This window comes from Candidatus Nitrosopumilus sp. bin_68KS (assembly GCF_054095825.1).
Window position 1 is genome coordinate 15,790 of sequence record NZ_JBSWSP010000010.1, and the last position, 26,373, is coordinate 42,162.

31 protein-coding genes and 1 tRNA gene are annotated in these 26,373 nt (G+C 34.2%); 9 read left to right on the forward strand and 23 right to left on the reverse strand.

The window, feature by feature from the left end:
- The first annotated feature begins 7 nt into the window (after positions 1-7).
- Positions 8-541: a hypothetical protein gene (locus tag ACW9W3_RS04890; protein WP_457765043.1), complete on the forward strand. Its 534-nt coding sequence runs from the start codon at positions 8-10 to the stop codon at positions 539-541.
- Here the strand turns inward: ACW9W3_RS04890 and ACW9W3_RS04895 are convergent, their stop codons facing one another.
- Positions 542-1,891, reverse strand: a complete 1,350-nt coding sequence (locus tag ACW9W3_RS04895) for a multicopper oxidase domain-containing protein (protein ID WP_457765044.1) — start codon at positions 1,889-1,891, stop codon at positions 542-544.
- Between the two features lie 345 nt (positions 1,892-2,236).
- On the opposite strand from ACW9W3_RS04895, the gene ACW9W3_RS04900 reads away from it, so the two are divergent.
- A complete protein-coding gene (locus ACW9W3_RS04900) occupies positions 2,237-2,611 on the forward strand; it encodes a hypothetical protein (protein ID WP_457765045.1) in 375 nt (124 codons plus the stop codon).
- Positions 2,612-2,621: 10 nt separating this feature from the next.
- On the opposite strand, the gene ACW9W3_RS04905 is transcribed toward ACW9W3_RS04900, so the two are convergent.
- From ACW9W3_RS04905 to ACW9W3_RS04915, 3 genes are all read right to left on the reverse strand, one after another.
- Complete coding sequence (locus ACW9W3_RS04905; protein ID WP_179371275.1) at positions 2,622-2,783, reverse strand: hypothetical protein; 162 nt, start codon at positions 2,781-2,783, stop codon at positions 2,622-2,624.
- Between the two features lie 36 nt (positions 2,784-2,819).
- A tRNA-Ser gene (locus ACW9W3_RS04910) sits at positions 2,820-2,906 on the reverse strand.
- Positions 2,907-2,939: 33 nt separating this feature from the next.
- Positions 2,940-3,686 carry a metallophosphoesterase family protein gene (locus ACW9W3_RS04915; protein ID WP_457765046.1) on the reverse strand — a complete coding sequence of 249 codons (747 nt, stop codon included), beginning with the start codon at positions 3,684-3,686 and terminating at the stop codon, positions 2,940-2,942.
- A 111-nt stretch (positions 3,687-3,797) separates the two neighbouring features.
- On the opposite strand from ACW9W3_RS04915, the gene ACW9W3_RS04920 reads away from it, so the two are divergent.
- A complete protein-coding gene (locus tag ACW9W3_RS04920) occupies positions 3,798-4,829 on the forward strand; it encodes an isocitrate/isopropylmalate dehydrogenase family protein (protein WP_457765047.1) in 1,032 nt (343 codons plus the stop codon).
- Here the strand turns inward: ACW9W3_RS04920 and ACW9W3_RS04925 are convergent, their stop codons facing one another.
- From ACW9W3_RS04925 to ACW9W3_RS04965, 9 genes are all read right to left on the reverse strand, one after another.
- Positions 4,830-5,363: a HemK2/MTQ2 family protein methyltransferase gene (locus ACW9W3_RS04925; protein ID WP_457765048.1), complete on the reverse strand. Its 534-nt coding sequence runs from the start codon at positions 5,361-5,363 to the stop codon at positions 4,830-4,832.
- Complete coding sequence (gene rsmA / locus ACW9W3_RS04930) at positions 5,338-6,045, reverse strand: 16S rRNA (adenine(1518)-N(6)/adenine(1519)-N(6))-dimethyltransferase RsmA (protein ID WP_457765049.1); 708 nt, start codon at positions 6,043-6,045, stop codon at positions 5,338-5,340. Before rsmA ends, ACW9W3_RS04925 begins: the two co-directional genes overlap by 26 nt.
- Positions 6,042-6,608: a DUF655 domain-containing protein gene (locus ACW9W3_RS04935; protein WP_457765050.1), complete on the reverse strand. Its 567-nt coding sequence runs from the start codon at positions 6,606-6,608 to the stop codon at positions 6,042-6,044. The genes rsmA and ACW9W3_RS04935 overlap by 4 nt, the downstream gene beginning before the upstream one ends.
- Positions 6,609-6,628: 20 nt before the next feature.
- Complete coding sequence (locus tag ACW9W3_RS04940; protein WP_457765051.1) at positions 6,629-6,955, reverse strand: RNA polymerase Rpb4; 327 nt, start codon at positions 6,953-6,955, stop codon at positions 6,629-6,631.
- Position 6,956: 1 nt separating this feature from the next.
- Entirely contained in the window at positions 6,957-7,256 is a 300-nt protein-coding gene (locus ACW9W3_RS04945) for a 50S ribosomal protein L21 (RefSeq protein WP_048115331.1), read from the reverse strand.
- Positions 7,257-7,313: 57 nt separating this feature from the next.
- Positions 7,314-8,369, reverse strand: coding sequence for a 23S rRNA (adenine(2503)-C(2))-methyltransferase RlmN (gene rlmN, locus ACW9W3_RS04950; protein WP_457765052.1), 1,056 nt, complete (start codon positions 8,367-8,369; stop codon positions 7,314-7,316).
- A gap of 93 nt (positions 8,370-8,462) precedes the next feature.
- Positions 8,463-9,656 (reverse strand): DNA repair and recombination protein RadA, encoded by a 1,194-nt coding sequence (gene radA / locus ACW9W3_RS04955; RefSeq protein WP_457765053.1) that lies wholly within the window; start codon positions 9,654-9,656, stop codon positions 8,463-8,465.
- A 193-nt stretch (positions 9,657-9,849) separates the two neighbouring features.
- The gene (locus ACW9W3_RS04960) at positions 9,850-10,188 is read right to left on the reverse strand and encodes a hypothetical protein (RefSeq protein WP_457765054.1); all 339 of its coding nucleotides are present in this window, start codon (positions 10,186-10,188) and stop codon (positions 9,850-9,852) included.
- Positions 10,185-10,331, reverse strand: a complete 147-nt coding sequence (locus tag ACW9W3_RS04965; protein WP_457765055.1) for a hypothetical protein — start codon at positions 10,329-10,331, stop codon at positions 10,185-10,187. Before ACW9W3_RS04965 ends, ACW9W3_RS04960 begins: the two co-directional genes overlap by 4 nt.
- An 88-nt stretch (positions 10,332-10,419) precedes the next feature.
- Between ACW9W3_RS04965 and ACW9W3_RS04970 the strand changes: the two genes are divergently transcribed.
- Entirely contained in the window at positions 10,420-11,544 is a 1,125-nt protein-coding gene (locus ACW9W3_RS04970) for an IS6 family transposase (RefSeq protein ID WP_457765056.1), read from the forward strand.
- Here the strand turns inward: ACW9W3_RS04970 and ACW9W3_RS04975 are convergent.
- The 6 genes from ACW9W3_RS04975 to ACW9W3_RS05000 form a co-directional block, all read right to left on the reverse strand.
- A complete protein-coding gene (locus ACW9W3_RS04975; RefSeq protein ID WP_457765057.1) occupies positions 11,541-11,825 on the reverse strand; it encodes a hypothetical protein in 285 nt (94 codons plus the stop codon). The genes ACW9W3_RS04970 and ACW9W3_RS04975 overlap by 4 nt on opposite strands.
- Entirely contained in the window at positions 11,800-11,943 is a 144-nt protein-coding gene (locus ACW9W3_RS04980; RefSeq protein ID WP_457765058.1) for a hypothetical protein, read from the reverse strand. Before ACW9W3_RS04980 ends, ACW9W3_RS04975 begins: the two co-directional genes overlap by 26 nt.
- Positions 11,944-12,424: 481 nt before the next feature.
- Positions 12,425-12,607, reverse strand: a complete 183-nt coding sequence (locus tag ACW9W3_RS04985; protein WP_457765059.1) for a 30S ribosomal protein S30e — start codon at positions 12,605-12,607, stop codon at positions 12,425-12,427.
- Between the two features lie 40 nt (positions 12,608-12,647).
- Complete coding sequence (locus tag ACW9W3_RS04990; RefSeq protein ID WP_457765060.1) at positions 12,648-14,372, reverse strand: B12-binding domain-containing radical SAM protein; 1,725 nt, start codon at positions 14,370-14,372, stop codon at positions 12,648-12,650.
- 51 nt (positions 14,373-14,423) lie between these two features.
- Positions 14,424-15,236 carry a dihydroorotate dehydrogenase electron transfer subunit gene (locus ACW9W3_RS04995; protein WP_457765061.1) on the reverse strand — a complete coding sequence of 271 codons (813 nt, stop codon included), beginning with the start codon at positions 15,234-15,236 and terminating at the stop codon, positions 14,424-14,426.
- Positions 15,220-16,173, reverse strand: a complete 954-nt coding sequence (locus ACW9W3_RS05000; RefSeq protein ID WP_457765062.1) for a dihydroorotate dehydrogenase — start codon at positions 16,171-16,173, stop codon at positions 15,220-15,222. The genes ACW9W3_RS04995 and ACW9W3_RS05000 overlap by 17 nt, the downstream gene beginning before the upstream one ends.
- Before the next feature lie 43 nt (positions 16,174-16,216).
- On the opposite strand from ACW9W3_RS05000, the gene ACW9W3_RS05005 reads away from it, so the two are divergent.
- Together ACW9W3_RS05005 and ACW9W3_RS05010 are read left to right on the forward strand one after the other, a co-directional pair.
- Positions 16,217-17,614 (forward strand): NOP5/NOP56 family protein, encoded by a 1,398-nt coding sequence (locus ACW9W3_RS05005; RefSeq protein ID WP_457765063.1) that lies wholly within the window; start codon positions 16,217-16,219, stop codon positions 17,612-17,614.
- Positions 17,601-18,275, forward strand: a complete 675-nt coding sequence (locus ACW9W3_RS05010; protein WP_457765064.1) for a fibrillarin-like rRNA/tRNA 2'-O-methyltransferase — start codon at positions 17,601-17,603, stop codon at positions 18,273-18,275. The genes ACW9W3_RS05005 and ACW9W3_RS05010 overlap by 14 nt, the downstream gene beginning before the upstream one ends.
- Here ACW9W3_RS05010 and rnhB read toward each other — a convergent pair.
- On the reverse strand, positions 18,272-18,892 hold the full coding sequence (rnhB, locus tag ACW9W3_RS05015) for a ribonuclease HII (RefSeq protein ID WP_457765065.1): 621 nt from the start codon (positions 18,890-18,892) through the stop codon (positions 18,272-18,274). The genes ACW9W3_RS05010 and rnhB overlap by 4 nt on opposite strands.
- 61 nt (positions 18,893-18,953) lie before the next feature.
- On the opposite strand from rnhB, the gene ACW9W3_RS05020 reads away from it, so the two are divergent.
- Positions 18,954-20,102, forward strand: a complete 1,149-nt coding sequence (locus tag ACW9W3_RS05020; protein WP_457765066.1) for a tRNA (guanine-N1)-methyltransferase — start codon at positions 18,954-18,956, stop codon at positions 20,100-20,102.
- On the opposite strand, the gene ACW9W3_RS05025 is transcribed toward ACW9W3_RS05020, so the two are convergent.
- From ACW9W3_RS05025 to ACW9W3_RS05035, 3 genes are read right to left on the reverse strand one after another with little or no spacing between them, the layout of a single operon-like run.
- The gene (locus ACW9W3_RS05025; RefSeq protein ID WP_457765067.1) at positions 20,092-20,685 is read right to left on the reverse strand and encodes an RlmE family RNA methyltransferase; all 594 of its coding nucleotides are present in this window, start codon (positions 20,683-20,685) and stop codon (positions 20,092-20,094) included. The genes ACW9W3_RS05020 and ACW9W3_RS05025 overlap by 11 nt on opposite strands.
- Positions 20,682-21,404 carry a transcriptional regulator gene (locus ACW9W3_RS05030; protein ID WP_457765068.1) on the reverse strand — a complete coding sequence of 241 codons (723 nt, stop codon included), beginning with the start codon at positions 21,402-21,404 and terminating at the stop codon, positions 20,682-20,684. Before ACW9W3_RS05030 ends, ACW9W3_RS05025 begins: the two co-directional genes overlap by 4 nt.
- A 46-nt stretch (positions 21,405-21,450) precedes the next feature.
- Entirely contained in the window at positions 21,451-21,912 is a 462-nt protein-coding gene (locus ACW9W3_RS05035) for a hypothetical protein (RefSeq protein WP_457765069.1), read from the reverse strand.
- A gap of 103 nt (positions 21,913-22,015) precedes the next feature.
- Here ACW9W3_RS05035 and ACW9W3_RS05040 point away from each other — a divergent pair, with 103 nt between their 5' ends.
- Together ACW9W3_RS05040 and ACW9W3_RS05045 are read left to right on the forward strand one after the other, a co-directional pair.
- A complete protein-coding gene (locus ACW9W3_RS05040) occupies positions 22,016-24,109 on the forward strand; it encodes an AAA family ATPase (RefSeq protein ID WP_457765070.1) in 2,094 nt (697 codons plus the stop codon).
- 98 nt (positions 24,110-24,207) lie between these two features.
- Complete coding sequence (locus ACW9W3_RS05045; protein ID WP_457765071.1) at positions 24,208-26,334, forward strand: biofilm-associated protein; 2,127 nt, start codon at positions 24,208-24,210, stop codon at positions 26,332-26,334.
- Positions 26,335-26,373 lie beyond the last annotated feature (39 nt).

Sequence of the window (26,373 nt, forward strand, 5' to 3'; positions counted from 1 at the left end):
ATAATACTTGTCAGAAGAACAAAAAAAGAAAACAGAAACAATGTCATTTAGACTAGATAGTCACGTTTTAGATAAGCTAAGATCAGAATCAGAATCCGAGGGGGTCAGCTTGAACGTATTGGCAAATAAAATATTTACAAGATATGTTGACTGGGACATGTTTGAGCCCAAAGTAGGCATGATTCCAGTAGCAAAGCCAATAGTTAGTGCATTATTTGGAAAGCTATCAGAGCAAGAAACAATTGATCTTGCAAAACAGATTGGTCAAAGTATTGTATCAGACATATCCACATTCATGAAAGGTTCTACGGATGTTGATTCTTTTGTATCATGGTTTGTCACAAGAATGAAAATATCAGATTTTGAAATGAATCACACAGTAAAAAACTCAACTAACAATTACATAATTAAACATGATTTAGGATATAATTGGTCATTATATCACAAAACAGTATTAGAATTAATTTTCAATGATGTATTTGAAAAAAAAATTGATGTCATCATTAAAGATAGAATGATGGAATTGTCATTTGAAAAATAATTATTTTATTTTCACTGTTCCAGTCATCCAAGGATGAAGCATGCAATAGTATTCATACAAACCTACATCTTCAAAGGTTTGCTCAAATGTATCACCAGGCATCATCATTCCAGAGTCAAATAGATCATCATTGCTAGTTATAGTATGTACAGAAACATCTTTGTTAGTCCATGTTACGGTATCTCCAACATTTGCCTGATTGAATTTTGGATAGAATGATTTGTTTGATGATGGTACAGCAGAACCTGTTTCTACATCACAAAGATTAGTTTCAACTATGTGAGATTCATCAATTTCAGCAGATACTGGAACACCATGTTGCTCATGTCCTGACGAACTAGCAGATATTTTTGTAATTTTGCCATTCGTATCTGGTTGTTGTAAATTAATCGCAATCTGCTTTTGCCACTCCCACATGTCAATAGACTGGGTTCTTGCAATATCTACTCCGTCGACTACATCAGAAGAAACATCCCTTACATCAAAGTAAGCCATGGTGCCTTTCTCTTCAGGTATACCATGCAAGTGGAAAAGATACCTTCCTGGTTCTTTCCATGTTGCCTCGAAGATAGCTGCATTTCCTGGACTTACTTCCCAAGTTTGTGTTTTGATTGGTTCGTTTTCCCAAATTCCAGATATTATTGTATCAAATATTGTTCCATGAATATGAAATCCAAATGCAGCAATTGCACCCATGTCAACATAGTATAATCTTACTTTTTCTCCAGTCTTTACAGGTAATGGATTATTCCAGTATTGATCAGCATATCCATTAAAGAAAACATAATCTGGAGTCCAAGTCTCTTGGTCTTCTAAATCATATTCGCCTTTTACAAGAACGTATTCTCTGGCAGGCTCTAATCCTTCCTTTGGATCTACAATGAAAGCACCATACAATCCATTTCGAATATGCTCAGATACAGGCATCACATGACAATGATACATGAATAATCCTGCAGGCTCTGCAGTGAAATCATAGGTGTATGATTCACCTGGAAGAACTTCTTGGAATACTCCATCATTTTTCTCATTATGATCCCCGTGAAAATGCATTGTATGTGGAAGTTTTCCATTATTGATAAAATTAATAATCACTCGATCACCCTCAGTTGCCCTCAATGTTGGACCAGGTATGGTTCCATTGTAAGTCCAAGATTCAACTCTAGTTCCAGGTGCAATCTCAAGTGTTGTGTCCTCAGCAATTACAGTGTAGGTACGTGTTGTGGGGGAATTGTGGACAGAGTTGTTTTCTGCAAATGACTGTAAAGGTAATTCGGCATCTAAAAAGAAAATACCAAGCGTTACTCCAAGGGAGATAACCCCTATTAACATGACAATAGTTCTGTCCACGAAACGAATGAAACAATTTTACTATTAACTAGGGAGTTTATTTTGCAAACAGTTGCAAACAACAGTATACTGTGATCTTATCTAACAGGGATTTTCCTGTATTTCATTGGCACCAAGATGTAAAGGACATTGTATTGGTTTTATAACAAAAAGATACGAAGGGGGTTTGAAATATCAAAATGGGTTGAAATGGTGTACCACATGTTCCAGATTTATTCAAACAAATCTTATTCGATGTTCTTGTTGTAATACTAAACTACGAGTGAGGGCAAAAAACAGAATTTATCACAAGAAAATGTCTAGTTTAGAGAACAAGTTACTCAAAGATTTAGAGGTTGTAGAGTTATGAGTATCCAAGGAATGTATATGCTCAATACATCTCAATACACTGAAGAAAAAATTCATGAATCTTTAGAATTACTATACATTGATAGAAAAAATGAATTTCGTGAATTGTCACAAGTATTTCTAGGAAAAAAGAAACTAAGTGAAATGCCAAACTGGAGAGAGTTTGTTTTGAATTTCTGTTTAGATGTAGAGGATTCTTTTAAAACCTGGAGTGGTAAAGAGGAACCATCAACAACTTCACCACAGAAAGCTCTAACCATCCTAAGACAAGTAGGAAATAATATGACATCGATGAATCATCTAACTCACATATTGAATATTTCATACAATCTTTCAGTAGAGTTTAAAGAAATTTACAGACGCCTAAAATAATATTTAATAACTATAATTCAAATTCTTGGCGACATTTTTCACATTTTCCTCTCTCTTGACCAGGAGGACCTAGAAGGAATACTTTGCCAATTGTTTTACAAACAGGACACATTCCAGTAGTTGCGTTTTTTGGACCAGTGCGAATAATTTTTTGTGTTTTTCTTCGTCCCATGACCAAAACTTGCCAAATCGGTCTATTAAGTTTTAATGGCGCGGGGAGAGGGATTTGAACCCACGAGTTCTTGCGAACATAGGATTAGCAATCCTACGCCCTACCAGGCTAGGCGACCCCCGCACAAATATGCCTAGAATTAATCTGTAAATAAATTCACTCGTCGGTAAATTGGCTGTAATTATTAACGATTTCATCAATTGGCAGTCTTTTTCCGCCAACTATTTTGAGATCTACATGAACTTTTTTGTCATTTATTGTGAGAATGTTGTAGGTGTTTTCAAAGAAACCACGAACGCGCTCTGAAGTAGCAGTTCCAGCATTTACTACTGTAAGAGTTCTAAAATTCCAAGCCCAAGGTCGATGCTTATGTCCACATAAAACAATGTCAACTTTGGTATCCAAAACTGTTCTTAGAACATCTCCTGCATCAACAACAGTTAGTTGATCAGAGCCAGTATCAGGAATCGCAATTAAATGATGATGCATTGCGACAATCTTTACTTTGTCTTTGTATTTTTTCATAGTTCTCTCCAACCACAAATTCTGTCTGTAACCTACTTCACCTTCATTTCTATCAGGTCTAGCAGTTCCAACTGTAACTAAAACAACATCATCACTGAGTTCATTTACAGCTTCAAATGGAAAAAATTTTTTGAATAACAGATAACCAGTATTTCGATAATCATGATTTCCACTAATTGCAATAATTTTTTTTGTGTTAAATTTTTTCAGCATTGATTTACACTCTTCATATTCCTTCATCAAACCTTCATTTGTCAAATCTCCAGTAAGTACAATCACTTCAGGATTTAGTTCATTTACCTCAGTAACTAGAGTGTCAAATTTATCTTGTAAAAATTGAGAGCCAACATGTAGATCAGAGATTTGAACTATCTGCATTTGAAATTACTTTGATAAATTGGGTATTAAATCATCACTATAGAAAATATGTAGATGTGAATTAAGTTGCAAGGTAGAATTAAATAATAAACTTTTCAAAAATATTCAGTTTTGAGTAAAAAAGCAGCAGTAATGAAAGGAGACGGTATCGGTCCTGAAGTGGTAGAGGCAATGCTCAAAGTTCTAAAAGAATGCAATTCACAATCAGAGATTATTCTGTGTGAAGCAGGCTCTGAGCAATGGGATAAAAATGGAAGAAAAGACAAATCATACATTCCTGATGAGACAATCAGAATTTTAGAAGAATCTGATGCCTGTTTTAAGGGACCAACAACAACTATACCAGTTCCAGGAGCCCCAAGAAGTGTAGCCGTTACTTTGCGTCAAAAATTTGAATTATATTCCAACATCAGACCAACTAAAACTTATGATAGATTGACACCAAACAGAAAACTAGATTGTGTATGTTTTAGAGAGGCAACTGAAGGATTGTACACTGGTGTTGAGGTAAAAATTAATGATGATGCAGCAATTGCAATTAGAAAAATTACAAGGCAAAGCTGTGACAGATTCCTAAATTCTGCAATGAAATGGGCAAAAGAAAACAATATGAAAAAAATGGTTGCAATTACAAAAAGAAATATTCTAAAAGAGACAGATGGAATTTTTTGGAATTGTGCCCAAAAAGCAGTTGAAGGATCGGATGTAGAATTATCAGAGATTTACATTGACAATATGGCACAACAAATGGTAGTAGCTCCTGAGCAGTTTAATGGAGCAGTTCTTGTAAGTACCAATTTGTTTATGGATATTATTTCAGAGTTAGCTTCAGGTTTGGTAGGATCTATTGGATTAATTTATTCTGCAAACATGGGAGATAATTTTGCAATGTTTGAAGCAGCACATGGGAGTGCACCACAATTTGCAGGGCAAAATAAAGTAAATCCTACTGCTACTGTTCTATCAGGAGCTTGGATGGCAGAATATCTAGGTGAAAAACATATCAGAGATGCAATATTTGATGCAACATACCAAGTGATTAATGAAGGCAAAACAGTCACATGGGATATTGGAGGTAATGCATCAACTACACAAATGACTGATGCAATTATCACATATGCAAAAGAAAATCTAAGAAAATAGTTAGTTAGTAGCCTCTACCAAAATTAATTCTTCAAAGAACAGTTTCTTTTTTGCCATGATTCGTGTTTTCAAGCCTAATTTTTGAGCATAATCAATTAATTTTTGATAGTTAGATAATGATGAGGTCACAAATACAAATTTTCCATTATCTGCAATATTGTTAATCACAGAATCAAAGATTTTTTTTGGAATCTCAAATCCTTCTGCACCACCATCTGTTGCAATATCTAATATTTCATCAGTTGCAAGATAAGGTAAATTACATACAATAAAATCAAATTTTATTTTTAGTGCATCAGAGCCACTACAGCAAACAAGATTTTGTGTTTTGTAGGTTTGACCCTGTAGTACTGGATAATTAATGTCAGTTCCAACTACAAAAGAAAAATTCTCAGACAGTAGTTTGGTCAGATATCCAGAACCACTACCAATATCCAAGGCATAATTTCCTTTTTCATCTTCAATATTTTTGACAATGAAGAAAGTATCCTCAGAAGGGGGGTATTCTTCATTTTTTAAGAATTTGGTTTGCAAGATTAATTATTTCATCTCCAGAAAGATCATCGACTCTTTTATCTATTTCACTCTCTTTATTGAATTGTTTTAGAATATTTTTTACAGTCTTCCTCCTATATGAAAAAATTTTGTTTATTGTTTGGATTAGATCCTTGCTAATATCATTTTTTTTAATTATTTTTAAAATCACAGAATCAACTTTTGGTGGCGGTGAGAAATTGTTTTTGCCCACATTTGAGAGAATTTTTATTTCAAAAGAATAATTAGCTATAACGCTTACGGCCTTGCGTTTTTTTGATGATTTTGCAAGTAGTTTCTCGGCAAATTCTTTTTGAACCATTATAACTCCATGAGAAAAAGAAGATTCTGCAAGCCATTCTACTGCTTCTTTACTTTTTGAATATGGAAGATTTGAGACAAAAATTGTAAAATTATCTTTTGTCTTAAAGCCATCACCAGATTTTAAAACTAAATTATCAATGTTTGAAAACTTTGATTTTGCATCTTGAGTTAGACGTACATCCACATCTACTGAAATTACCTTGTTTGCGTTTTTACAAAGTAATGGAGTTAGGATGCCCAATCCAGTTCCTAGTTCAAAAACAACATCATTTTTTGTGATTTTAGCCTCAGAAACAATGGATTGTGCTATTGAATTTGAGTTGAGAAAGTGTTGTCCAAATCGTTTTCGTTTTATCATCTCTTGACAAAGAGATTCATTCGGCTTTCACCAGTAATTTCATCCAAGATTCGTTCTGAAATATGTTTAACTGGTTCTTTGAATCCGACTCTTTCTTGTAAATCAGCATAGCTTTCAAATTTTTTCTTTTCTCGTTCTTCAAGCATTGTTTTCATGTAGGTCTTTCCAATTCCAGGAATTAATTCCAAAGCATGAATTCTTGGTGTTAATGGTTGTGCTTTGTTTAGGTATTCTACAAATTTAGATTCATTATTTGTTACAATGTTTTCTACAACTGTTGGTAGTTCGCTTTGTGCAGATGACGAGATTTTCTCGTATTCCATTTTTCCCAATACGGATAGAACTTTGGTTCTCCCATCTTTTCCGATATAGATTTTCTCACCTATTTCAAAAGTAGAATTTGGAATTCCTAGAACTTCTAAAAGAGTAAGACGGTCTTCTCCTATTGCAGTAACAATGATTCCTTCCCGTCCTCTTACAGTTGATGATTTCCCTCTAGAATTAAAATCTAAAACATATGCATGTTCCTCATATTTTCTAGGTGGGGATTGTGCCCTATACAAAATAAAATTCTCCGAAAAACTTAGGAGTGCCCCTTGATTATATTGAGCATTTTTTCTAGAGTTTCAGCAAGAATTAGTTTTTTCCAGCCGAATGTAAATGAACGTAGTTCAGCTAAACTTGTTGGTCTAATGTTAACTATTTCAACAGCTTCATCTTCTGTTAGTTCACATTCTTTGATAAGTTGTTTTTTCATTTCCTTTGCATCTTTTGATTCAATTGATGCAAATTTTGAAACATAATCATAGGTCCATCGCTGAATTTGATCCATTTCTTCAGGATCAACTTTACCTAAAATTTCTTTAACTTCTGAAAGAGAAATGGCTTGTTTCTTTTGTACTTCTTCCATATCATACACCGAATGGTTTAATGTGATCCAATCTAGTGATTAAGGTTTTCGTTTTATCACCTAATTTTACATCAAGTGTGATTGCTCGTCTACCAACATTAGTAATACGGCCCACTTTGCCGTGATATCTTCTGTGTGGCAGTCCTTTGTGCTGTCTAGGATCAATAATGACAAGTGCTTGCTGACCTTCTTGGTATTCACGTAACAAGAATGAAACTCCTCTTGGAGAGTCTTTTTTCATAACAGATCTTGATTTGTGTTTAAATCCATGTGAACGACCATGAGATTTCTTAGTTGCCATTAAGTGTCAAATCTCCGAAAGCCCTATTTTAAGACTTAGAACAGGATTTGGGAAAAATTACCCTATAATGTCAGTTCTGAGTTGCCCACATGCAGCTGAGATCTCAGTTCCTTTTTCCACCCTTATTGTACAGTTTACTCCTGCATTAGATAAAATTCGTTCAAATTCATGGACTCTATTTTTTGATGGGCGTCTAAAATCACCTGCAGTAGGATTAATCGGAATCAGATTGACATGGGAGCCGTTTCCTTTCAAAAGTCTAGATAATTCTTCTGCTATTTCAGGGGAATCATTGATTCCATCCATTAGGGCATATTCAAATGTCACACGTCTTCCAGTTTTTTTGAAATAACGTCTTCCTGCTTCAATAATTTCCTCAACAGAATTTGGCCCCGCAGTTGGAACAAGTTCTTTTCTTAATTTGTTGTTTGGGGAATGCAGGGATATTGCAAGACCAATTTGTAAATTTTCTTCTGCTAGTTTATCGATTCCAGATACAATACCTATTGTAGAAATTGTTATGTGTCGTTGCCCAAGTCCAAAGCCTCTATCATGAGTTAGAATTCGTATTGCTCTGATCATCTCATCATAGTTTGCCATCGGTTCTCCCATTCCCATAAACACCAGGTTTGTCACATGTTCTCCTCGTTGTTCCAGAATTTCTGCAAAATGAATTACTTGAGATACAATATGTTCTGCAGCAAGATTTGTTTTGAAACCCATCTGTCCTGTTGCACAAAATACACATCCCATTGCGCAACCAATTTGAGTAGAAACACAAATAGTTGATCTTGGATGTCCTCCAAGTTTTGATGAAGGGTATTGCATTAGAACAGTTTCTACTGCATTATCATTATTTAGATCAAGCAAAAGTTTTGTTGTCTCACCATCTTCACTTACAACTCTATGAGTTTCTTTGGCAGAACCAATAGTATATCCAGCTTCAACAAGTTCGTCTCTTAATTTTTTTGGGAGTTGTGGGATGTCGTTGATGTCTTTAGGAAATTTGTAATATAATGGAAGTAAAATTTGATCTGCACGATATCTAGGATAACCCATATCAATTACTAATTGCTCCATCTCTTCTGGAAGTAATCGATATAGATCAGTCATTATGTATTGACTGTCTCAAATGATATTATAATTTAATCAATAGTATTGAAAATAAAAGAAAATTCAAAAAGAATTGAAGAGAAAGGAGAAGAATTACTCTTCAATTGGTTCTGAATCATCTAATTCAGGGTCTACTGTAGACTTCACAACAGCATCGGTTTCAGGTGTTTCCACTGTAGTTTCTACTTCAGGTGTTTCCACTGTAGTTTCTACTTCAGGTGTTTCCACTGTAGTTTCTACTTCAGGTGTTTCCACTGTAGTTTCCACTTCAGGCTCTTTTGCTGCTTTTGCTTTTTTGGTAGTCTTTTTCGTCTTTTTCTCAGCTTCTTCAGGATCGATTACTCCTGCTTCACCTAGAGCAAAGATTACTTCCTCTTCAGGGTGGTGAGGACTATCCACCATTCTGGCGATTCGTTTCTTACCTGATTTCTTAAAGTAGATTCTGTAGGTACTTGTATGTGCAACTACATTTCCACCAATAGGTCGTGTTGGATCTCCAAAGAAGACATCAGGTGATGCCATAACTTGGTTGGTTGCAATTGCAGCACAGTTGTATGTTTCTGCAATTCTTGATAGTAAATGAACAAAGTGATTTAGTTTTTGTTGTCTAACTGACAATGTTCCTCTTCCAAGATATTCTGCACGGAATAGTCCAACTGCAGAATCTGCAACAATTAGTTTAACATTGTTTTCTTCAATTATAGGTCCGGCTTCTTCTAAAATCAGTATTTGGTGTGAGCTGTTATATGCACGAGCTACTATGATGTTATCCAGAACTTTTTCTGGATCCATATCATGAGCTTTGGCAATAGATACAATTCTTTCAGGTCTGAAAGTGTTTTCAGTATCAATATACAAAACACTTCCTTCAAGGCCACCTTCTTCTTTGCTTTTTTGAACCATTACAGACATTGTATGTGCAAATTGTGTTTTACCACAACCAAACTCACCATAAACTTCCGTTAAAGCCTGAGTTTCAATACCGCCATCAAATAATGTATCTAGACAATTAGTACCAGTTGTAATTTTACCAATACTTTGTCGATGTTTGTAAATTTCAGTTGCACTTGTAAAGTGACTGGCAATTATTCCACCGTCAACTAGATGTTGTCGGGCTTTATTGACAATTTTTTCAGCAGTATCCTTTTCCATTCCAGTTATGTCTGCAATTTCAACAGGACCTCTGACGATGAGGTCCATGACGTTGTGGACACCTGCATCGGATAATTTTCTTGTAGTTACAGGACCTACGCCCTCTAAACTATCTAATCTTAAATCTTCTACCATACCGTATGGTACGGTACCAGTACTTTATAAGAGTATTGTTTTAAGGTTCTGTCAAATCTACGGTGGAAACTTTGACCTGTAAAAAATCGGTTGATCGCATATTCAAGGAGGTGGTTTTATGACGGTTTTTGTTGATAAGTATGGAATCATTATAGGAAAATACAGAAAAAACAAGAATAAAAAATTAAAAATATTAAGTTAATTTTTTGGGAGAAAAGTCTTTGTTTACTTTCTTTAATTTTCTAAAATCAAATTTATGATATTTTAATGGTAATGTGAGTTCAACGATATCCAGATATTGTTCATAATCTTCTGAAGTCATGATCCCATGTGCAATATCTAACAACTCTTGTTTTCTAGTTGCTAATGTTTGCATATTTGCATCAAATTTTTTATCATTCCATTTTTTCCCATCTTTCCACAATAGTCGTATTTCATCACGTAGTTGATTCATACTGATTAACAGATTCGAACGAACGATATAGTATCCATAAACATCAGTTGGGAATTCTTGATCCCCTGATTCACTCATTTGTCGCCCTCTTTAATCCAATACTCAATCGCTTCTTGTAAAGCTTCTGTGATGTTTCCTTTTTTCATACCTTTTCTTCTGTAAACTTCTTTTCGAAATTTTTCTTCAAATTTATCTTCTAAATTAAAGTCTAATCTTCCCAATACAACAAATAAAAAGTAATCAGATATAAGGATTTACACATATACACAAATGTTAAATAGAGTATAGTTATACACATATGTGTATAACATGATAGAAACAAACCCCCGTCAAGAAAAAGGAAAACAGATAGCACTAAAATCAGATTTAATCAGAGTGTCAGACTATCATTATCATGTTCATTCACAAACCACTAACAGAGATTATGATGTTATCAAATCAGATGGAATTTGGCATTGTGACTGCCCAGACCACAGATTCAGAAAGGTATGTTGCAAGCACATTCACGCCATTGAATTTTCCCTTAAAATCAGAGAAGAGGTACGAGAGAGAAACAAGGTAACTATCCAACCTGTTAGTGTGGATTCATGTAGATTCTGCAAGGGCAAGAACATCAAGAAATACGGTATCAGACGAAACAAGCATACAGCAATCCAGAGATTCTCATGTTCAGACTGCCATAGAACATTCTCAATGAATCTAGGCTTTGAGAAGATGAAGCACAACCCAAAGGGAATCACTACTGCCATGCAACTATACTTTTCAGGCGAGTCATTAAGAAACGTGGCTAAATCACTTAGATTCTTAGGAATGGATGTAACTCATCAGACAATTTACAACTGGATTCAAAAATACACAAAACTAATGGAATCTTACATTGATAAAATCACTCCGCAAGTAGGTGATGCATGGCGTGCAGATGAGGTATATGTCAAAATTCGTGGAGATTTGAAATATGTTTTTGCAATGTTAGATGATGAGACTCGATACCTTATTGCACATGAAGTAGCAGACAGAAAAGAAGGTCACGATGCTAGTTCATTATTACAAAAATCAAAACAGGTTACACAGACAAAACCCAAAGTGTTCATTACAGATGGTTTAGAATCATATCATCAAGCATACAAAAAAGAATTTTGGACATTGAAAAGACAGCATAGAACATTACATATCAAACACATTCACTTACAAGGCGACATGAATAACAACAAGATGGAAAGATGGAATGGAGAATTTAGAGACAGAGAAAAAGTAATGAGAGGAGTTAAGAAAAAAGATACACCAATTTTGAAAGGTTTTGAAATCTTCCATAATTATTTTCGTCCACATTCAGCATTAGGTAACATGACACCAAGTGAGAAATGCGGAATTACAATCAATGGAGATAACAAATGGATTACGTTAATTCAAAATGCAAAATTGAAAACTGGTTAAGATTTTAAAGCATCATCAATGTTATCATATGCACGTAAATAATACAAAACACCATGACTAGTTTGTATTATTACTTCACAGTTATTTGGGAATCGTAATAAAACAATACCAACTGGAATAGATGGACAAGTTATTGTATATTCATAATCTGCAAGATTTTTGTATTTGACAATTTCTTGTATGGAATCTTTTACATATTCTTGAGATTCATCAGATAAATTAGAAAAATCGGTATAAAATGGGTGTTCGTCGTCTTTAAGATCTATTTCCCAGTGATTCAAGATGTTTTAAGATACTGTCGGGGGATTTAAAACCCATTGGTTTACCGGAGGTCATCATTACTTTTTTCAATAAAGCATTGTGTTTTTCTGACCATTCTGTTTTACTATCTTGTTTCATATTAGCTCGACTTTTTGATATCTTATAATTGTTTAAAGATTTCGTTTGTTTCATGTGATCACTACGCATTTTTTGTATAAAAATGACATAATAATTATCAATATTCAGAATGAAGTCAATCATTAATTTTTAAAAAGAATTCAAATGTTAAACGTTTAACATTCTAAAAATCGTACGTGGAGTGGAAATCTGTACGGTAATTCGTACGGTACAAATACCGCCGTTATCCATGCCGCTACAGTCTATCCCCGCCGCCGACGTATAGTATGTAAAAAGCACGTAATTTGAAACGGAAGCGTTTCAGAAAATGTTTGTCCAAATGAACAGCATCTAGGTTTTATCTCTTGATCGCACTCACGCCTAGTGCGGTACCGCCTAAATTCTCATCAACCGACTTTTTACGCCTAAAATACCAACCGTAGGCTTGACAGAACCTGTTTTAAGAATTGATCGTAAAATAATAATTTTTAAGAAAAATTGACTAACGTCTCTTTCTTCTTTGTCCTGGTTTGTTCTGACCAGGGAATCTACCGAGGACAAATCGTTTTTTGAAATTGCCTTTGTTTGCAACGCTAGAACTATCGCCTACGATCTTTCTTCCTTCTACTTTAGGAGTTTGTCCTCTTACTTTACCTGCTTTGGTAAGTGAACCGTGTGTTGCCATAATTGTGAATAGGAATTAGTGAATTTATGTATTTGTATAACTACCAGTATTTTGCCTTTACAGTCTCAATTACTTTTTCGTGTTCCTTACTCTTTCTACGGGCATATCTTTCCATTGCACCAAGTGGAACACCACCAAGAGATCTTGCAATAGCGTTAAAGAAGTATCTTTGAGGTCCTTTAGAACCGGTCTTAGTCATGAATTTTTGAATACCATATTTGAAATTGTGCTGCCAAGTCTTGTAAAGAACACCTAGTTGAGCAGGAGTCATTTCATTTCCAATGTTAAAGAAATCAGATTTTTCAAGCAATCCGATTGGAACAAAGGTTAGTGCAGTAGCTGTAAACATAGAATCAGGTTGTTCGTGTTCTAATTCACTGAGCAAACGAATTGTTTCCCAAGAGTCTTCAGGAGTTTCATCATTATCAAGACCCATGATTAATGTGAATGCAGGGATCCAATAGTCTTGATTTAATGTCTTGACACCTTCTTTAACAACCCAATGCCATTCAGATGGATCATAAGGTGCAAGTTTTCTATCAGCATATTTACCAATTAATCTAAGACTTCCAGTTTCAAATCCAGCTTGAATACCAATCATGTTATCAGGGCTGGATTTAATAATTTTAGAAAGGTTAGGAATTAATTTCTCGTCAGCGATTGCACCTGCCAATGTACCATGTGTTGGATTGGTATGCTCAACACCAGTTGACATGATTGCGGTGAATAATTCTTCTAGTGCTTCTCTGTTTGGCTCCATACCTTTTGCAGTTCTAGGATCCATTCCATAAACAAAAATATCATCACTGTGAATCCATGCAGACTTGGAACCACCTTTCTTTATGTTAACTTCAATTTCTCTTTTGACTTTTTCAGGAGAATAGTATCTCAATGATCTTAATGTAACGTCACAGAATTTACAACCTCTTCCACAACCACGCATTACTTCTACCATTCCATGCATACTTGGTTCTACAATGTCAGGAATTTCTTCAAGTTCAGGTCTATCCCAGAAATTAACAAATCGCCCATGAATTTTTTTACCATTTCTTTCAAACTCTTTAATGTTAACTTTAAAGTCACTTCTCTTTCTGAAAGGATCCATATTTTCAAAGTCACCATTAATCAAATAGTTGAAAAATCTTCCAGCATGTCCATCAATTTCAGGTGCAATTCCACCTAATTCTCCTTCTAAAATTGCATAGATGCCAAACTCTTCAATTTTTTCTGGATCATAATTGTATTGCCAAGTTCCTGATGCACCAGAAATTACTTTTGCCTTACTACCAGTTTTTAATTTAGCAGCTTTGATTCTATGATGTAATTCAGCATTATAAAATTCATCATAAGATGTTTGTTTTCTACCATAAGTAAATGTCATAGTAACAGGACCCATGCCAAGAGGATCCATCTCATATGTTCCAATAACTTCAGTTTGAGGACCAATGAATTGTTCTATATGATCAGGATGAGCTACAACTACATCTTGTCTGCTAAATCCATCTCGGAGTAAACCGGCTTCTAATTTTCTCAAGCCGTATGGTGCATAGTTTGCAACACCATTTGTGTGAGGAATATAATTGCAAATAAAATCAAATAGAATTTTTGGAGTTACTTGATTTCCAAGTATTTTGTACCAAAAACTGCTTTTATCTCGATTAGGGTCAAGTGCAGGTGCACATCCAAAAAAGGTTGCCAATGAAAGTCCTCGATATGGCGACATCAAAGTTCTGTCTGCAGTTAAAACAATTTTTGGAGTTCCCATTTCCTTCATGAAAATAATTTTGTGATTTATTTTAAACCTTGCTAGTGAAACTCAATATTTTTCTAAAATTCCAGCCTTATTCCTGTAAAAATGACCAAATTCCTTGTTTGAAGAAAGATGCTCACCGTCAAAGACAGTTCCATCCCTGCATACGAGGTCTTCTCCAACACAACAGCTACCACAAATCCCAACACCACATTTCATCATTCTCTCAAGACTTGCTTGAACAAACATATTCCTAGAATGTGCAGATTGAACAGTTTTGTACATCATTATTTCAGGTCCGCATACATAGACGCCATCAAAATGAGATTCATTTACTAATTTTTCAACTAAATCAGTGACAAAGCCTTTTTCACCATAACTTCCATCATCAGTTGAAACTAGTACTTTGTGAGAATTATTCTCCAACATATTATTTGCTAGGTCTTCAAAGAAAACTTCATCTTTGGATTTTGCACCTATCAGAACAGTAACGTTATCTGTAGATTTTACAAAAGAAAGTAATCGCATCATTGGAACAAGACCAGTTCCACCGCCAACTAACAAAAGTTTTCCTTCTTTTAGATCAAATGAATTTCCATAAGGGCCACGAATTCCAATTTGTTGTCCTTCTTTGATATTAAATAATCCAGTAGAAGCTGGGCCGTGTTTTCTTACAGTAAATGCTGCTTTACCAGGTTCTTTTGAGATCATTACACTCATTGGTAATTCGTTAATTCCCGGAATCCAAACCATTGCAAATTGCCCTGGAAGGACATTTGACATTACGTCATCTGAAAAAACCAGAGTTCTAACAGTAGGAGTTTCATCAATTACTTTTTCAATTGTAACAATTGTTGTATGATTATGATTTCTTTGCAAGACCCACCATATCCTTTATTGAAGAGTAATTTTTTCTTTTCATGTATTCTAAAATTCCATTATTGATTTCACCAAATACATCAATCCAATTATCGCCAACTGCACTACCAAGTTGGATTGCAGATGCGCCTGCCAAGAAAAACTCTACTGCATCTTCCCATGTAGAAACACCACCACAACCAATTATTGGAATATCATGTTTTGAAGAAATCTCATATACACATCTTAATGCAATTGGTTTGATTGGAGTGCCAGACAATCCTCCAAATTTATTACTAAGAATAGGTCGCTGTGTTTCAACATCTATGGCCATAGCTCGAACGGTGTTAATTGCAGTAATGGCATCAATTCCAGAATCTATTGCAGTACGTACAGTGTTAAGATAATGAGTAGTGCCTAAACCTACTTTAGCAATTATAGGGATATCAGTTGACTTTTTAGATGTAGACACAATTTTTCTGACTAGTTCTGGATCATCGCCAACTTCTAAACCAACTTTAGCAACATGAGGACAGGATAAATTTAGTTCATATGCTGTAACTTTACAATTTTCAAATTGTTTTATCATAAACTCAAAATCTTCAGGAATTGAACCAACTAAACTAACTACTATCGGAACATCTTGGTTTGGCTCAATCATTTTAGCAAAATTCGGAGCTCCAGGATTTGAAAGACCTACGGCATTTATCCAACCGCCACCTTTTACGCTAAAGATTGTTGGATTTGGATAGCCCTCCCATGGCTCTGTACTAAGAGATTTTGTTACAACTGCACCTGCACCAGAACGATATAATCGATTAAAAACATCCAAGGATATACCCAAGATTCCAGATGCCAGTATCAGAGGCCTATCTAATTGAATTTGGCCTATGGAAGTTGCAAGACTGGGTTCCACTTTGAATAATGAACTTAGTTTCGAATATAATAGTTGATTCACGATTCTGGTACCTTTTTTAAAGGTGATTTAGAATCAACTAGTCATGTATTCTGTGATATTAACAGAATTGGGAATCTCAGTTTTCAATGATGATAAGATTGAAAAAGCATTTCCTTTCTCAAATCCAGTTAAAGAGTATCTTTTAGTAAAAAATAAAGAATCAAAATTAAATGAATTAATCAATTATTTAGCTTCAATACAAAGAGGAGTTTCTGTAAGTGATGAATCATTGCTTGCGATTTTAAAAAAATATTCTATTGATTGTTACTTGATGGATGCTGCACAATTAGATAATGTTCAAGCAACAAAACCACAGATAATTGTAGATTCTGGCTATGCTTCTAATTTACAGGACACATTAGGAAAACTAAGAGAATTTGCCCTAGGAATATCTTCATCTAAAGTTACAGAGGTTTCTGAAAGTCCAGATCTTCACATCATTCAAGCAATTAATTCGTTAGATGAGATTGACAAGATTGCAAACGGTCTAAGTTCAAGACTTCGAGAATGGTATGGATTACACTTTCCAGAACTAGATAATATTATTGACAGTATTAACGGATATGCACAAATTGTACTTGCTGGAAAGCGAGAATCATTAACAAAACAAGTTTTTGAAGAAGCAGGTTTTCCAGAATCAAAAGTAGAGATGCTATCATTAATCTCTTCAAAAAGTAGAGGTGGAGATATTTCTGATGTCAATTTAGCAATAGTTCAATCAATTGCAAAACAAATTTTAGACTTTCACGAATTACGAAAAAAACTGGAAGAGCATGTTGAGACTGCTATGCAAGAAATTGCACCAAACCTTACAGCAATTCTTGGAAGTGCAGTAGGTGCAAGAATTTTAGGAAGAGCTGGAAGTCTCAAGAGGTTAGCATCTCTACCTGCTAGTACAATCCAAGTGTTAGGAGCTGAAAAAGCATTGTTTAGATCATTGAAGACAGGTTCTCAACCACCAAAGCATGGATTGTTATTCCAACATGCCATGGTTCACGCAGCTCCTAGATGGCAAAGAGGGAAAATTGCCAGAGCAGTTGCTGCCAAGGCAGTAATTGCTGCAAGAGTAGATGTCTATGGAGAAGGACTAAACCAAACACTCCTTGAGAAACTCAACATCAGAGTAGATGAGATTGGTAAAAAATATGAAAATCCAACTGAAAAAGATTTGAGAAAACCTCAAGAGTTTAGGCGTGATGGAGGAAACTTTAGAGATAGAAGAAGAGAAGGTGGAGATAGAAGAAGAGAAGGTGGAGATAGAAGAAGAGAAGGTGGAGATAGAAGAAGAGAAGGTGGAGATAGAAGAAGAGAAGGTGGAGATAGAAGAAGAGAAGGTGGAGATAGAAGAAGAGAAGGTGGAGATAGAAGAAGAGAAGAAGGCAGTTCAAGAAATGAAAGACCAGGTTCAAATAAAAAGAGAAAGAAGTTTGGAAGAAGATAACCAATCATATTTTTGGATAAAATCAGAAGGCGAAAGAAAACTAGCTACTGAAAATTTAGTTCCTGGAAATCAAGTGTATAAAGAAAAATTAATTATCAAAAAAGGAGTTGAATACAGATTATGGGATGCGTTTAGGAGTAAATTAGCAGCAGCTTTAATGAATGATCTTGAATATTTTCCATTTGAAAATAAAAGCATAGTTCTGTATTTAGGAGCATCAACTGGAACGACGGTAAGTCACATCTCAGATATTGTTGGCCCAAGCGGAATAGTTTTTGGAGTTGAACATGCCAGTAGAGTTGCAAGAGATTTTCTGGATAGAGTTGCATCATATAGAAAAAACATCATTCCAATATTACAAGATGCAAGAAAACCAAAAGAATACTTTTCAGTATTTGGAAAAGTTGACATTGTATATGTAGACATAGCACAACCAGATCAAACGCAAATTGCATTAGATAATTGTGAGATGTATCTAAAAAAAGGAGGTTATTTCTTTTTAGTAATTAAAACACGTAGTATTGATGTTACAAAATCACCTAGAAGGATTATTGAAGAGGAAACAGAGAAGTTAAAAAAGAATTTTGATATTTTACAATCTATTGATTTGCATCCATACGACAAAGATCATGCAATGGTAATTGCAAAATATAAAAACTAATTATTTTCAATTATTTTTAGAACAGGTTTCCAACTTTTACGCACAAAATTAGGCATAGTTTGATTATTTTTATAATATTTAGTCACAAATTTTACGGTAACAGAGTCTGAAGGGTAGCCACTACCCAAATCATGAGTTTTTCTTAACTTTGCAATTGCTTTATCCCGTGAAACTTTGGCAAGAATAGATGCAGCAGAGACTACTACAAATCTACTATCAGCCCTATGATATGATTTAATTTTATGATTTTCAGATAGTTTAGAAATTTCTTTACCAAATCTAGTAGGATTTACATCACATGAATCCACATATGAAATATCTGGATTTAATTTTGAAACTACTTTTGCCATATATTTTGCCTCTAAACCATTTAGACAATGTTTCTTTACACTAGCATCAATCAACCTAGGAGAAATTTTTGCAATGTAATAATCATCTACAATTTCAATAATTTTTTTGTATAGATGTTCACGTAATTTAGGAGTAAGTTTTTTTGAATCTTTTACACCTAATGCACTTAATTTTTTCATATTTTTTTTATCTATTGATACCCCGGCTATTACTAATGGACCTAACATAGGACCGCGTCCAGCATCATCAATACCACAAATTTGCATGAATTTTGTCGTAAAGCACAAGTATTAAACCGTTATACGTTTAGAAAAAACTGAAAGTTAATTGGAAATTCCAAATGATTCTTTTCAAGAAATTATTGAAGGTAAGACAAAGTTACTTGTACCAAAAAAATCACTAACAGATAAAGTTCCACCAAAAAAACCTGCATTCTTTAATCCAAAAGCTAAAGTGAATAGAGATTTTTCAATTATTGCGTATGCAGCTTTTCTAAAAAAATTTCAAGGACCAAAAATTTTCTTAGAAGGACTATCTGGAATTGGTGCAAGAGGATTAAGAGTTGGAAAAGAGTTACAAGTAGAAAAAATTGTAATAAATGATCTAAACCCCAGTGCCCTAGAAATGGCAGAATATTCTGCCAATCTAAATGATTTAAAAAATATTGAATTTTCTGAAAAAGAAGTTTGTAGATTTTTGAGTAAATATTCAAAAAAGGGCAAAAGAGGCTCAATTGTAGATATTGATCCCTTTGGCTCTCCTGCAGCATTTTTTGACTGTGGGATTAGAGCAACCATGCATGGGGGAATTTTATCAACTGCAGCTACGGATCTTCAAGTTCTCAACGGGCTTTTTCAAAGTGCCTGTAAGAGAAAATATGGTGGAATTCCAGTAAGAACAGAATATGGAAATGAAATAGCAATTAGGCTGATTTTAGGTTGTCTCAGAGTAGTTGCAGGGAGATTAGGAGTAGAAATCATCCCATTATTTGTGGAAAGTGAAATGCACTACTATCGAACTTATGTCAAAGTCCTAAACAGACCAGATCAAAAAGAAAATTTAGGATATATTTTGCACTGTAAAAATTGTGGTCATAGAAAAATATCATTAGAGCAAGAAAAAGAATGTAATTTGTGTAATCAGAAAATTAGTATTGCAGGTCCTTTATGGATAGGAGAAATTTTTGACAAAGAATTTATTCAAAACATGATTCTTGAAATTCCAAATTTGCAAATAGATAAAAATTGTGAGAAGATGCTTGGAAAATGTCTTGCAGAATCAGAATTGCCAGCAACTTATTTTACACTAGATGAGATTGCATCAAAAATGAAATCATCACCACCTAAACTTGAAAATGCAATTTTAAATTTACAAAAAAATAACTTTCAAGCAAGTATTACATCATTTAGCCCAACAGGGTTTAGAACAAATGCTAACATTAATGAAATAATTAATATATTTCAGACTATCCAATAAATCCTAAACAAACAAGATATAATTCACTACTTTGTTTTCTACTCGCACTAGGTTTTGTAAGATTTATTCTAGAAAATTTTTTCTTTACATAATCTCTGAATTCCATAGAATACTCACCGTCAAAAACTTTGAAAACAGCATTACCTTTGTTAGCTAAAACCTTGTCCATTATTTTGGTACAATCATAATTTAATGAAATTTGCTTTGCATGATCAACTGTCCAATTTCCACTAACTTGAGGAGAAAGATCACAAATTACCGCATTGACTTTACGCCCAAAATAAGTCATCACCTCATCAATTACATGTTCATCTTCAATATTTTCTCGAATAATATGAGCTCCGGGAATTTCTTCGACATAAGATAAATCAACACCCATTACTTTACCTTGGTTTCCAGCCAATTTTACAGCCATCTGAGTCCAACCTCCAGGAGCACAACCAAGATCAAGTACGTAGAATCCAGGACCAATAAGACGATAAGATTTGTTTAGTTCTTGGAGTTTGAATGCAGCTCTACTTCGGTAACCTTGTTCATGAGCTAATCTTCGATAATGATCTTTTCGAGCATCAATTAATTTCATTTGGCCTTCGCAGGTTTTTTCATCTCAGCAATTACCCAATCTTCAATGAATTGACAGTTTCTAGGACTGATTTCACCTTCAAGTGAGCATTTCTGTTCAACAGGACAAACTAAACATGGAGCGTTTTCAATTGATTGAGTACTGATTGGAGTTTTCTTTAAAATTAATTTGTATGTCCAACGCCCTTTCTCTAAAAGTTTTTCTCTATAAATTGTCCCCATTCTTTCAAGCTTTAAGGATAAACGAGAACCATCACGACTTGTGAGTTTGAGTTTTTTCCAGAGTTCACTTTGAAACATTCCTTCAGATTCACGTTCTGCAAGAATATCGCAGACTTTGTTTGTGAGTCTTTCCATGTCAACTTTTTCAATTTGAAAATTTTCAATTTCTTCATCAGTGAGTTGTTCTTCTAATTCTTCTTCTATAGTTTTTTCTGCTTCTCTTTTAGCTTCTTCTAATTCTTTTTTAGTTAATTTTTTCACTTTTGGTGGCTTTGCTTCAGCTTTTTTCTTTGCAGGTTTTGCTTCAGCTTTTTTCTTTGCAGGTTTTGCTTCAGCTTTTTTCTTTGCAGGTTTTGCTTCAGCTTTTTTCTTTGCAGGTTTTGCTTCAGCTTTTTTCTTAGGTGATGAATCTAGAACTTTCTTTTTCTTTTTTAATTCATCTAGTTCTGCTTTAATTTTTGCAGCCTCATCAGTTAAAGTATCTTTTTTCTTTGCCATTAAATCACCATATTCAAGTTCTTATTTATCATAGAAAAATTCATGCCTATTTAACAGTAAATGTTCCCCTAGTTGAAATACTCTGTAACTGTTTTGAAACCATTTCGGCTACAATCTCATATGAGCCTGGAGAATCAATGGTTTTAGAGAATTCATCATTAATTGGAATTATTCCATTTCCCATACCAAAGCATTGCTCAAAATAACCACCCTGTGTAATCACATCATTTGTTGAAGAGTAAATTGTGACATAGAGATCCCCACAATCAAAAGAAACATCACCGATTTTAATTTGAATCTCTACAGGTGCTGTTGTAGAATATTGTTTTGCAAGACCAATAATTTCAATTGGAGATGTATGGGATGAGAATCCTTCAGAATAAGACATTGGCCACATGTTTAATTCCCTGCCAGGTTTTTCTAAAATATCATTCATGACAGCAGATCCAAATACTATTGAGAATATTGTAGGTAAGACAAATACTAGAAAAATTCTTTTAGACACCATTTTGTTTTAAGATCTGTAAATCCCTTATATCTATTTAGCAAAATTTGAAACTTGAGATCAATTTGACGAATGAGTTAAATCGTAGACAACTAAATATCGCTAGATGCGGCTTAGAAAATTCAGAGTTAGAGCATATCGTTGTATTCATGATTCTGGTGAGATCACAGTTGGGGACTTGGCTGCCTTTGTAGGTAGAAATGAAAGTGGGAAAACCACAATTCTTCAGGCATTAACCTTGTTAAATAGAGACGAATTAGTCTCAGAGTTAGATCTTTGTGATGAAATGGATGAAGAATTAAAAAATGAGATAAGACTTGCAGAAGGAGAATTTGTTCTAAATCAACATGAAAAAGATTTGATAAAGGAGAAATTTCCAAGTCTACCTGAAATTAAAAAAATTAAACTAGTCAGAACAAACAGAAGACCAAATGTCCAGTATGAATTCGAAGACATTGAACTAAGTGAGGATGAAAGTCAAGGAATCAACTCATGGGAAAATTTCTCTAGACAAATACTAGGATTTTTTGATACAATTCCAAACCATCTAAGAATACAAATCGATACAAAATTCTTTGAAGGACCAGTTCCAAAGAACCAAGAAACTTTTGATAGTGGAATGGCAGAATTTAGTAATCAATTTCATGTAATTGCCATTCAAGAACCAAAAGTTATTGAAGAATGGGAAAAAATCTATGAAAATCCAGAAAACCAATTTTCAAATTTACTTAGTGGTGAAAGCATAAAAACAGCCTTGGAAAATTTCATTGCATCGGATTTGCATCCAAGATTTGTTTATTTTTCAGATTATAAAAAAATCTACGGCAACATCAACCTTAATGAATTTCTCAGAGAAGAGAGAGGAGAAAGAGCAGATTCAATTGAATATATCGAAGAATTTGACAAAGCAGAGACAGTAAGAAATCTATTTTATCTTGCTGAACTTGATATGAAAGAACTAGACGAGGTAAAAGAAAGTCCTTCAAAATGCATCAAACTTTTGAATGCTGCAAGTAATAGATTGACCAAAAAACTAAATCCAGCATGGAAGGGGGATCCAATCCATGTAGATTTGAGATATAATCCAGGGAATATCATGAGTGTGGTAATTTCAGATGTCCATAAAGATGGGACAATCACAAACACAGGATTACTAAATAGAAGGGCAGAAGGATTCAAATGGACATTTTCATTTATTGTAAACTTTGCAGCTGAAACTCAGAGAGCAGAATTAAAAGAAGCATTGTTACTTTTGGATGAACCTGCTAGAAACCTTCATCCAACTCAGCAAATGGGAATTTCTGACTTGTTGAAAAACTTAGCTGGATCAAACCAAGTTTTGTATGCAACACATTCTCCATTTATGATATTTGATTATACGCCAGGCAATTTGTTAGTAGTAGAATTAGATAAAAGAAAACATCTGAGTAGAATATTTTACGATTATTGGAATGCTGATGATAAAACATTAACACCAATTTTGTACGGACTGTCCAGAGGTCAAGTGGAATCTATCGTAGATAGAGAAATAGGAACAAATTCCAGGCCAATAATTATTGTGGAGACAATGTCAGATGCCATGTATCTAAATGCTTTTGATAAATTCTTACAGGATCCAAATATTTCAATGAATCCTCTAAATGTTGTAGCAGCTTATAACAAAAATTCCGTTTTACCATTAGCAATTTTTTACAGAAATCACGGATACAGAACATTTGTTCTATTAGATAATTCTGAAGAATCCAAACAGATTTCTGCCCAACTAGTATCAAATGAATTTTCATCTATTCAGACCATTTTCTTTGAAAGAGAAGGAAAGAAACTAGAATCAATCGAAGACTATATTGCGCTTGAAGATTATTTGCATCCAGTTAATCAGACTTATGAGATAAAGTTAAGACGAGAAGGATTTTCCAATCTAACTCCTGAAGAAGTCATATCTAAAGAAGGTAAAGGGGCTTTAGAAAAGTTGAAAAAAATTTGGCAAGACCACAGAGAAGATGATTGGGGAGAATTTGATAACGAAGAGATTACTAGATACATTTGTGAAAAAATTGCCCTTGAAGATACTGGTTTTCTTACAGACAAAACAAAGGATCAGTTTAGATCATTGTATAGACTAATTGCTGAAAGAATTAGACAATACCAAAATATTGCTGCCAAGCCAGACCCAACTAAATTTCAAAAGGCCAAGGCTTAAGATTTAAGAAGTTTGCTTATGAAAGATTCTGAATCAAAAAATAGCAATGTAGGAAAAAGGGTTTAAGGTTTAAGAGAGAGATGGATAATTTGGAGATAATGAACAAATCCTCAATGAGAGGAATCATCCTTTCAATTACAATTTTACTTTCAATTACATTTACAGTGATTCCATCTTATGCTGAAGAAATTGATGTTTCAAGCATAGCTCTGGAAGAGACTACAATAATTGAATTAACAAACGAGCAAAATCAGGACGTCAATACGTTTAGGATTTGGGTTGGTAGTGATTTTAGTTTCAAATCTTTTAAAACTGAAAAAGGATGGGTAGGAGAGAAAACACCTCAAGGAGTAATTGTTTTCACATCATCTGAACCAATCAAAAAAGGAGAATCTGTCAAATTTGGTGTTAAAACAGATAAAGTAATCTCCGGAATTAATTGGAAAGCATTAGATGATAAAGACGAACAGATCGATACAGGCAAAGTATTACCAAAAGAATTATCAAAAGTGGTTAAAAACCCAGAAAATGTTCAAGCTGTAGATAATACAGGTCTCAGCATTTCTACAGAATCAATATTTAGAATAGTTCCAGAAAAGCCAAACGTAGGATCATCAATTAGAGTCACAGGAGATAAATTTGGCGCATCACAAGAATTTGATTTCTATATCAATACAAAAAAGATTGGAAGTTTTGTGACAGATAAAGATGGTCACTTTATGACTTCAATGAAAATTCCAGAAGATCAAAAATCAGATAGAGCAGATTTTATTATAAAGGATAAAGAAGGTGAAGAGAAAAAAATCAGCATCAGAATAGGAGAGATAGACAATAGAATTCCTGATGAAAATATCAAACTAACAATTCAAGGAATTCCAAATATTGTACATAGAGGAGATTTGCTAGAAATTTTTGGAACTGGGACTCCAGGTAAAGGAGTTTCATTGACTATTAATTCACCCGATGGAGAAGTTATCAGGACAAGAACTGCAGAGATTGACAATAAAGGGAACTGGGAGATAGAACCACTTATTGTTCCATTAGATAGACCATTTGGCAAATACACCGGAGTTCTAACAGATGGTAAAACAAACAAATCAATTAGCTGGACGGTAGAGTCAGACAAAGTAATCATCATCACTCCTACTAGTTTGAAATTTGAACCAGGAGAAACTATAACATTTAATGGGACAGCATTACCAAACAAAGCAATCGAGTTAACATTAGAAGATCCTCTTGGAAAAGAAGTATTTTCAGATATTTTTGAAATTGATGAGTCAGGTTTAGTAGAATTTGAATATCCAACTCTTCAAAGTACAGCAGAAGGAACATACACATTAATTGCTACTCAAGAAAAGACTAAAGAATTTATTTTTGTAGGACTAGGGCAATTACCTACAATTCCAGTAAATATTGAATTTGATAAATTAAGTTACAAATCTACTGAAACTGCAATAATTACAGTTACAGGCAAAGCATCCGAAATTGTTTCATTGTTAATTATTGATCCTGCAGATAAACCAAAAGGAGACACGGTATCTATTCAGCTGCAACCAGACGGAAGAGGTTCTCATACCTTGGATCTAAAGGGATACGCATCAGGGGTATACTCAGCAGTTGTTAGTAAAGGAAGTGCTAAAAGTACAGAGATCTTTGCAGTGGGGTTACAAGTTGGATCAGGTGAGGTTGATATCAATACTACAAAAACAGAATATCATCCAGGAGATTCAATTTTGATTTTAGGCAACACCAGTCCAAATGTTATCCTTACCATCAGTATGTGGAATCCAGATGAAAAACAGATCAAAGAAAGAGAATCATTCTCCGATAAGAATGGTAAAATTTCTGAAGAATCATTTAGAATTCCATCTGATGCCAAAACAGGGACATGGAAGATCCATGCAAAAAGTGGGTCAAACTTTGATATTGTAGAACTTGATGTCATTGCAGTATTACAAGAAGGAATGATAGTATCAGTGGTGGATAACCCAGATACTTATTTAGGTAAATCAAAAAATATTCAGATTTTTGGAGCAGCACAAACTGTTGCAATAGAAATTGTTTCATCTGAAGGGGTAGTTATTGATAAATTGTCAATCCCTGCATCAAAAGCAGGTGAAATAAATCTTCCATGGTTTGTTCCTAAAGATACAGAACCTGGAACATACACAATCAAAGCTTCTGATGCATTCAATGCTGCTGAAACTACTTTTGAAATAAACTAGTATCAAACAATTTTATTCCACCTAAGAAAGAAAATAGTC